8 protein-coding genes are annotated in these 8,158 nt (G+C 72.7%); 5 read left to right on the top strand and 3 right to left on the bottom strand.

The features are described 5' to 3' along the window. Positions 1 to 23 precede the first annotated feature (23 nt). Positions 24 to 803, bottom strand: coding sequence for an MHYT domain-containing protein (locus AB0F82_RS05845; RefSeq protein WP_362624432.1), 780 nt, complete (start codon positions 801 to 803; stop codon positions 24 to 26). 177 nt (positions 804 to 980) lie between these two features. Between AB0F82_RS05845 and AB0F82_RS05850 the strand changes: the two genes are divergently transcribed. Further along, positions 981 to 1,580 carry a class I SAM-dependent methyltransferase gene (locus tag AB0F82_RS05850; RefSeq protein WP_362624363.1) on the top strand — a complete coding sequence of 200 codons (600 nt, stop codon included), beginning with the start codon at positions 981 to 983 and terminating at the stop codon, positions 1,578 to 1,580. Positions 1,581 to 1,645: 65 nt separating this feature from the next. Here AB0F82_RS05850 and AB0F82_RS05855 read toward each other — a convergent pair whose 3' ends face one another. Further along, entirely contained in the window at positions 1,646 to 2,560 is a 915-nt protein-coding gene (locus tag AB0F82_RS05855) for an oxygenase MpaB family protein (RefSeq protein WP_362624365.1), read from the bottom strand. Positions 2,561 to 2,695: 135 nt separating this feature from the next. On the opposite strand from AB0F82_RS05855, the gene AB0F82_RS05860 reads away from it, so the two are divergent. The 3 genes from AB0F82_RS05860 to AB0F82_RS05870 all read left to right on the top strand — a co-directional run bounded on the left by AB0F82_RS05860 (position 2,696) and on the right by AB0F82_RS05870 (position 5,237). After that, complete coding sequence (locus tag AB0F82_RS05860; protein WP_362624367.1) at positions 2,696 to 3,478, top strand: hypothetical protein; 783 nt, start codon at positions 2,696 to 2,698, stop codon at positions 3,476 to 3,478. A gap of 113 nt (positions 3,479 to 3,591) precedes the next feature. Continuing rightward, on the top strand, positions 3,592 to 4,047 hold the full coding sequence (locus tag AB0F82_RS05865; protein ID WP_362624434.1) for an SAM-dependent methyltransferase: 456 nt from the start codon (positions 3,592 to 3,594) through the stop codon (positions 4,045 to 4,047). Between the two features lie 191 nt (positions 4,048 to 4,238). Next, a complete protein-coding gene (locus AB0F82_RS05870; RefSeq protein ID WP_362624436.1) occupies positions 4,239 to 5,237 on the top strand; it encodes a polyprenyl synthetase family protein in 999 nt (332 codons plus the stop codon). A gap of 128 nt (positions 5,238 to 5,365) precedes the next feature. On the opposite strand, the gene AB0F82_RS05875 is transcribed toward AB0F82_RS05870, so the two are convergent. Next, positions 5,366 to 5,548 (bottom strand): hypothetical protein, encoded by a 183-nt coding sequence (locus AB0F82_RS05875; protein ID WP_356815777.1) that lies wholly within the window; start codon positions 5,546 to 5,548, stop codon positions 5,366 to 5,368. A 127-nt stretch (positions 5,549 to 5,675) separates the two neighbouring features. Between AB0F82_RS05875 and AB0F82_RS05880 the strand changes: the two genes are divergently transcribed. Further along, positions 5,676 to 8,158 (top strand): DEAD/DEAH box helicase (locus AB0F82_RS05880; protein WP_362624369.1); only part of this gene is annotated, 2,483 nt, incomplete at its 3' end.

Consider the following 8,158-nt stretch of genomic DNA (forward strand, 5'->3'; position numbering starts at 1 on the left):
ACGGGCGCGATGGCGGGCGGCGGTCAGTGCGCGGCTGCGGTGCGCTCCCCCAGGTGCCGGGCGGAGGCGGAGGCCGCGCGCTCGTCGGCCGTCGGGGAGAGCGCGACGAAGGCGGCGGTGATGAACAGGTAGGAACCCAGCCCGACGGCGAGCGGGAAGATGAACTGCATCGCGGTGGCCCCGGGCAGGGCCGCGTCCGAGGGGCTGACGCTGACGGCGACGGCCGTCATCCCCGTGTAGTGCATGCTGCTGACGGCGGCGCCCATGACGAGGGAGGCGGCGGCCACGGCCAGGGGCGACCTGATGTTGAGCGCGGCCCAGAGGGCGGCCGTGGCGGCGACCACGGCGATGACGACGGAGAGGCCGACGACGAGCGGGTCGTAGGAGACGTCACCGTGCAGGCGCAGGGCGGCCATGCCCAGGTAGTGCATGCTGGCGACGCCGATTCCGGTGGTGAGGCCGCCGAGCACGAGGGCACGGCCGCGCGCCTTGCCGTAGCCGACCGCGAAGACTCCGGCGCCGACGACCAGCATGGCGACGAGCAGGCTCAGGATGGTGAGCGGCACGTTGTAGTGGATCTCCGTACCGGTGACCTCGAAGCCGAGCATCGCGACGAAGTGCATGGTCCAGATGCCGGTTCCGATGGCGGAGGCCGCGGTGAGCAGCCAGTTGCGGCGGACGGCTCCGGTCGCGGCGAGCGCGCGGACGGTGCAGCGCAGCCCGAGGGCGGCGCCGATCGATGCCATCACGTATGACAGCACGGGTGTCAGCCAGCCGTAGGCGGCGTGGTCCAGATGTCCCAGGTGTCCCATGGCCAACGGACGCTAGTCCGGGTGAGTGCGCGAACAGGGGGCGCATTTCGAAAGCAGCTGTAAGTGCTGGAATATGACAGAGCTACGTTCACCTTCGATCACCCCAAGCGCCACCTTGCGCACGGTCCGCGGACACCCGGCTGTGCGGCGGTGGGGGATCATGGGCCCATGAGCGAAGACCACACGCACGTGCAGGAGTTCTTCGGGGCGCGGGCCGACGGCTGGGACCTCAAGTTCCCCGAGGACGGGCCCGCCTTCGCCACCGCCGTGGCGGAGTTCGGGCTGCGGCCGGGGGACCGTGTGCTCGACGCGGGCTGCGGCACCGGGCGGGCCCTGGGGGCACTGCGGGCCGCCGTCGGACCCGCGGGCACCGTGCTCGGCGTGGACCTCACCCCGCAGATGCTGGCCGCCGCGCAGCGGGCCGGGCGGGCCGCCGAGGGCTTCCTGATGCTCGCCGACGTGGCCCGGCTGCCGCTGCGCGACGAGGCGCTGGACGCGGTGTTCGCCGCCGGGCTCATCGCCCACCTGCCCGATCCGGCGGCGAACCTGCGCGAACTGTCGCGGGTCGTCCGCCCGGGCGGCCGGCTCGCGCTCTTCCACCCGATCGGGCGAGCGGCGCTCGCCGCGCGCCACGGCCGCGAGCTGACCCCGCAGGACATGCGGGCGGAGCACAACCTCGGCCCGCTCCTGTCCGCCTCGGGCTGGGAGATGACCTCCTACGCCGACGAGGACCACCGGTTCCTGGTGCTGGCCGCGCGCCGGCCCTGACCCCCGCGTACGACACCTGGTTCGTACGTCGGCCCCGCACCCGGTGACCGCGAAGGTGCCCGGGGTCAGGCCGGAGGCTGGGCCTCGGCTCCGGCGGGCCGGCGTGGATGCGGCACGGGGCAGCCGCCCGAGCCGGGCACGGGGAAGGTGCCGAGCTCGCCCACGTCGTAGCCTCCGGGGTAGCCCTTGATCTCCGGGTTCTGGCGGGCGTAGTGCGGGGACCGGCGCGGGGGCAGCAGACGGACCGCTCGGCCCCGCAGCCGCAGGGCGCCCTGCACCAGCTTCCGAAGGCCGGCATTGGGGGCCTCGTAGCGGAAGGCGTCGATCAGCGGGTCGTCGAGGAGGGCGAGGCCCCCGCGGCGCACGGCGGGCGCGAGCGGCGCCGGGTACCAGGAGGCCATCAGGTCGAGGGTGGCGTCGGCGACCTTGCGGGCGCCTTCGTCCCAGCCGAAGTGGGCCGCCTCGTAGGCATCGAGGGTGGCCTCGAACTCCTCGTAGGAGCCCGGGATGTCCGTGATGCCCAGGTGTCGACCGAGTGCGGTGTAGTAGTTCGCGCTCGCCCGGCGCTCGTGGTGGGTCATCGGGCGCCAGCCGTAGGCGTCCAGCCAGCGTGGCGGGATCACCACGAACGTGCACAGCACGTAGCGCATGTCCTCGTTGGAGATGTCGTAACTGCGGTGCATCTGGTTGACGCGGCGGATCGCCGTGCGCGCGGTGTCGCTGTCGAAGCCGTGCTCGACGACCGCGTCGAGGAGCAGCGCGGTGTCGTCGTAGCGCTTCTGGGTGCGCTCGGTGAACTCGGCGGTGTCGGCCAGCAGGCCGCCGATGCTGGGGACGGCGTACGTACGGAACAGCGCGAGTTCCAGGGCACGGGCGAAGTCCCAGGGGAACTCGTAGGTGGCGGTGAGCCGGTAGATGGCGAGGAAGTCCTTGTCCGGGTCGAGCCGGAGGATCTCCTTCAGCCGGTCGTAACGCTGCACCGGGTGTCCCTTTCTGTGGCGGGTCCCCAACTCTACGTGCAGGTGGCGGCCTTGGAAATCGTGGCCCGCAGGCTCTCGACGCGCGGGTTACCGAGTAGTTAAGGTGCGCCGACGAGAGAGCAAGCTGGAGGCCAGGTGTCCGACGACGACGAGGGTGGCGGTTCGCTGTACGTGCTGACCGCCGTACTCCTGACCCCCGCACAGTTCCCCAGCTTCCTGGGTGACGACTTCCCGGAGGCCTGCGCCCTGCTGGGCGTGGCCCCCAGCAGGGAGGGGTACGGGCTGGTACTCGGCCAGGACGAGGAGGGCGCCCGCTGGACGGTGGTCGTCGACGACGTCTCGCTCGTGGCCGCCGCCATCGCCTCGTGGGACTGCGGTATGGAATACGACCTGTCGCCCGACGAGCGGACCATCGTGGCCTCGCTGGCGGGCTGGCCGGTGGACCTGTCGGTGGCCGCACCGGGGATCCCGGAGCCGCACGATCCGGAGCAGGGCGCGGACGGTACGGGGCGGGTGCCGCTGGCGCCGCCCTCGGCGGAGGCGTGGGGCCCGGTGCAGCGGCGGCTGGGCGCGGACCAGATCGCGCGGGAATGGGCCGACTGGAGCGAGCGCGTGGCGACGGACGGCGGGGCCGCGGCCGCGGCGCATCCTGGGCTCGCCCGTGCGCTGGAAGAGGCGCTGGAGTACACGCGGACCGCGCCGCCGCCCGGCCGAGTGCGATCCTCCTTCGCCGGCGAAGGGGCCCGGACCCTGCGCGTGGACGGCCCCGGCTGGTCGCTGGTGGCCCGTACCGGGGAGGCGGCCTTCGTCCTGCTGGACGAGGAGCCGGGCGAGGTGCTCACGGTTCCCCGGGAGGGGGATCCCGACCTGCCGGAGCTGCTGGCGGCGCTCGACAGCGTCGCGGTCCGCCCGGCGTGATCCCCGGCCGGAGCGGGCCGGGGGTCGGTACGAACAGCGACGTGCGGACGAAGGGCGTGCGCACGCGCAACGGTACGGGGGGGGACACGGTGGTGGAGTCGGAGCCGGTGGGTGTGGTCGTCGAGCCGGTGGGCGTGGTCGTGGGTGGCCGCGCCGACGTGGTGGACGACGACTGGGGGCGCGAGACGGCGGTGATCCGCCTGGACGGCGACCGGTTCGGTCCGGAGGCGCTCTACGGCCTGGAGGACTTCTCGCACGTCGAGGTCGTCTACCACTTCGACCGGGTCCCGGTGGAGAAGGTCGAGACGGGTGCTCGGCACCCGCGGAACAACGCGGACTGGCCGCTGGTCGGCATCTTCGCGCAGCGCGGCAAGAACCGGCCCAACCGGCTGGGGGTCTCACGGTGCCGGGTGGTGAAGGTGGACGGACTGGAGGTCCACGTGGAAGGGCTCGACGCCGTCGACGGAACACCGGTCCTCGACCTGAAGCCCTACATGGCCGAATTCGGGCCACGGGGCGAGCTCCGGCAGCCGGAGTGGGCCACGACTTTGATGGATGGCTATTACTGATCGTCCCGATGGCTGAAAATGCTTATTACCGTCGGTAGTTTAACGCGTCAACTAAAGGGATTCGGCCACAGCGACCGAAAATCGCTCTGGATCCCCCTCCTCCGGAATGATCGAATCGGCCAGTCACGCGGCTCGAAGGGTGCGCACCTCACCCCACGCTCATTCCACGATGGAGGCCACTCTTGAATTCCATGTCGTACCTGGACCTGCACCGCAAGGTCGCACAGGACATCGATGCGGAGATCGAAACCGCGCTGGACCGGCTCGGCCCGATCGCAGCGACCACCAGGAACTCCGTGGCCAAGCTCTTGGAGCAGCGCAAACTGAGACATCCCCTGTCGGTACTTCCCTTGCTCGCGCACGCCATAGAGACGGGGAATCCCGGGCCGGCCGTGCCGCTCTCGGCGGTGCACCTGCTGTGGTGGACCTCGGCCTGCTACCTCGACGACCTGGCCGACGCCAATGGCGCGTCGATCTGCGGCGATCTCACCGAGGACGAAGCACTGCTCGCCTCCGTCGTCACCGGAAATGCGCTGCCCATTCAGATCATCCTGGCGCAAGATCTCCCGGAGGCGGCGCACGGCGCCCTGATAACCGAGATCCTGAACGGCTGGATCATCGGCGTCGACGGCCAGATAGACGACATGCGCGGGGACATCCGCAGCGCTTCCCGGAAATCGGTGGTCGAGACGTACCGCGGGAAATCCGGCGCCCCCTTCGGCATGATCACGGCAATGGCCGCCATATTCTCGGGCACCACGGACGAAAAGGTCGAGCTGTGGCGTGAATTCGGCTACGTCTTCGGAATCCTGTGGCAGATCTTCAACGACCAGGAGGACATCCTTTCCGGCCGGGACGAGGACCTGCTCAACGGCACGGTGACCTATCTGCTCGCCTCCGTCCTGGAGGACGCGTCGCCCCTTTCCCGGGAACACATCCTGGGCCTGTGCGCCGCCGCGAGCCGGTCACATCAGGCCAGAACGGAACTCGCGGGCATCATGCGGACGCCCCTCGCCCTCGACCGCTACCGCGCGGACATCGACGGGTTCCGCACCGAGGCCTACCGGATCCTGGACGAACTGGGCGGCGACGAGACCTACCAGCCGGTGCTCCGCAACCTCGTGGACCACGCGTCCCAGATGCTGCTCGAAGCCGAGCTCCCTCCGGTCGTCGTGAGCGGGGCGGCCTGATCCGGCCACTGGGTGCATCCGCACCCGACGCCCGCCCCGTGGCCGTGCCCGCCGGGCTCCGCACACCGAGCCGGAGCCCGGCCGCCTCCCGGAGCGGCCTCAGCCCGGGCCGCGCACTACCGCCGCCGTCAGCGGCCCAGCTGCTTCCGGGACACCCCCCGCAGCCGGCGCCGCTGGGAGGAGTCCAGCAGGAGGTAGGCCGCCGCCGGCACCCCGATGAGAACCAGCAGGCCCGCCCAGAAGCCCACCGCCCAGAACAACACGATGGCTGCCACGACTCCGGCAACCGCGACCTTTCCGCTGTTGGACATCTGCGGACACCTTCCTTGTGACCTCGACCACTACCCCCTCAACGCGCCGCCGCGACCGCGCGTTCCCGGGTCCTGAGTTGAGGTACCCTCGGCCACCCCGGCTCCGGTAGTCAAATTTGAGGAATGCGTGCTCCCCCAGATCTCCGAGCTCATCCACCGCTCCGCTGTCTTCCTTCCCGGCGACCCGGCCCGCAGCGGCCGGCTCGCCCTCTGGCAGACGGACGGACCGGACGCGGGCGTCGGCTGCGGCGTCGGCCTCAGCGTCGGCGCGGGCAGCTTCGAGGAGCTGACCGTCGTCACCCCCGACCTGCGGCGCACCACCGTGCGGGCGCTGGTGCTGGCCATGGACGAGGCCCTGCCCGTGCTCACCCGCGCCCGCGCCCGGGCCGAAGCCGCGGCCGACAGCGGTAGCACCGCCTTCTGGGGCGCGGCCGCGCTGCTGGCGCTGCGGTTCGCCGCCCACGGGAAACTGCTGCCGGGCCTGAACCCCGCCGGCCACGACGCCTGGCGGATCGGGCCGCTGGAACCGGCCGACCTCGACGAGGTGCGCGCCCTGGCCGCCGCCATGCCGCCCGGTGCCCGCTGCCTGCCGCTGAATCCGCAGGGGCCGCCCCGCCTGCCCGCCGCCGAGCCGCTGCTGCGCGCCTTCCTCGACGCCGTCGCCGACACCCTGCCGCGCTCCCCCGCCGCGCCCGCGGCCGCCGGTGGGCCCGCCTTCGCCGCCCGCCCGGCCGAGCGCCGCCCCCGCCTGCGCGACTGGTCCGCCGAGGTGGCCGCCGGTCACGACGCCGGAGTGCGCCTCTCCCTCCGGATCGAGTTGATCCGCGAACCCGGCCGGGCACCCGCGGCCCCGGAGGCGGCCGAAGCCACGACGGCCGCCGGGGGTTTCCGGGCCGTCCTGCAGATGCACAGCCCGGCCGACGCCGCGCTGGTGGCCGACGCCGCCGACGTCTGGGCCGGTTCCGGAGCCGCCGCGGGCGCCTTCCCTCCCGGCGCCCGGTTGGACGCCCTGCGTGCGCTGCGCCGGGCCGCCCGGCTGTGGCCCCCGCTCGCCCCGCTGCTGGGCGCGGCCGTCCCGGACGCCGTCGAACTCGCCGACGAGGAGGTCACGGAGCTGCTCGGCGAAGCCGCCGCCGCGCTCGCCGCCGACGGGCTGCAGGTGCACTGGCCGCGCGGGCTCGTCCGCGGACTGACCGCCCGCGCCGTCGTCGGCTCCCGCGACACCGCAGGCAGCGCCCCGCCCTCCGGTCTGCTCTCCCCCGGCGCCCTGCTTTCCTTCAGCTGGCGCCACGCCCTCGGCGGGCACGGCGATCTGACCCCCGTCGAGCTGGACCGCCTCGCCGAGGCGAACCGCCCCCTGGTGCGGCTGCGCGACCAGTGGGTACTGATCGACCCCGCCGAGGCCCGCCGGGCCCGCGCGCTCCAGGACTGTACGGTCGGCGCCGCGGACGCGCTGGCCGCCGTACTCACCGGGTCCGCGGAGATCGACGGCGAGCGGGTCGACGTCGAGGCCGCCGGTGCGCTGGAACGCCTGCGCGCGCGCCTCACCGGCGACCCGCAGGAGGCCGACGAGGTCGACGAGGTCGACGCCCCGCCCGGCCTGTCGGCCACCTTGCGCGACTATCAACTGCACGGCCTGCGCTGGCTGGCCCGGATGACCTCGCTCGGCCTCGGTGCCTGCCTCGCCGACGACATGGGCCTGGGCAAGACCGTCACCCTCATCGCGCTCCACCTGCACCGCAACGGCCAAGGTGCGCCAGCCGCCGGCCCCACCCTGGTGGTCTGCCCCGCCTCGCTGCTGGGCAATTGGGAGCGGGAGATCGAGAGGTTCGCGCCCGGCACCCCGGTACGCCGCTTCCACGGACCGGTCCGCAGCCTGGCCGGACTCACGCCCGGCGCCGGGGAGTTCGTGCTCACCACGTACGGCACGATGCGCCTGGACGCGGCCGCACTCGCCGCCACCGACTGGGGCATGGTCGTCGCCGACGAGGCGCAGCACGTCAAGAACCCGCACTCATCCACCGCGAAGGCCCTGAGGACCCTCCCGGCGCGGGCCCGCGTGGCCCTGACCGGCACCCCCGTGGAGAACGACCTCTCCGAGCTGTGGGCCGTCCTCGACTGGACGACACCGGGAATCCTGGGCCGCCTCGGAACCTTCCGCGCCCGCTACGCCGAGCCGGTGGAGAGCGGCCGCGACCCGCAGGCGGCGGCCCGGCTCGCGGCGCTCGTACGGCCCTTCCTGCTGCGGCGCAGGAAGTCCGACCCGGGCATCGCGCCCGAGCTGCCGCCGAAGACCGAGACCGACCACCCGGTGTCCCTCACCCGCGAACAGAGCGCGCTCTACGAAGCCGTCGTACGCGAGACCCTCGCGGCGATCTCGCAGGCCCACGGGATGGAGCGGCGCGGACTGGTGGTCAAGCTGCTGACCTCGCTCAAGCAGATCTGCAACCACCCGGCCCACTACCTGGGGGACGGCGGCGCGACCGGAGGCGCGCGCTCCGGCAAGCTGGAGCTCCTCGACGAGCTGCTGGACACCATCGTCGCCGAGGGCGGTTCGGTGCTCGTGTTCACGCAGTACGTGACGATGGCCCGGCTCATCGAGCGGCACCT

This window comes from Streptomyces virginiae (assembly GCF_040638905.1).
Lineage (GTDB): Bacteria > Actinomycetota > Actinomycetes > Streptomycetales > Streptomycetaceae > Streptomyces > Streptomyces virginiae_B.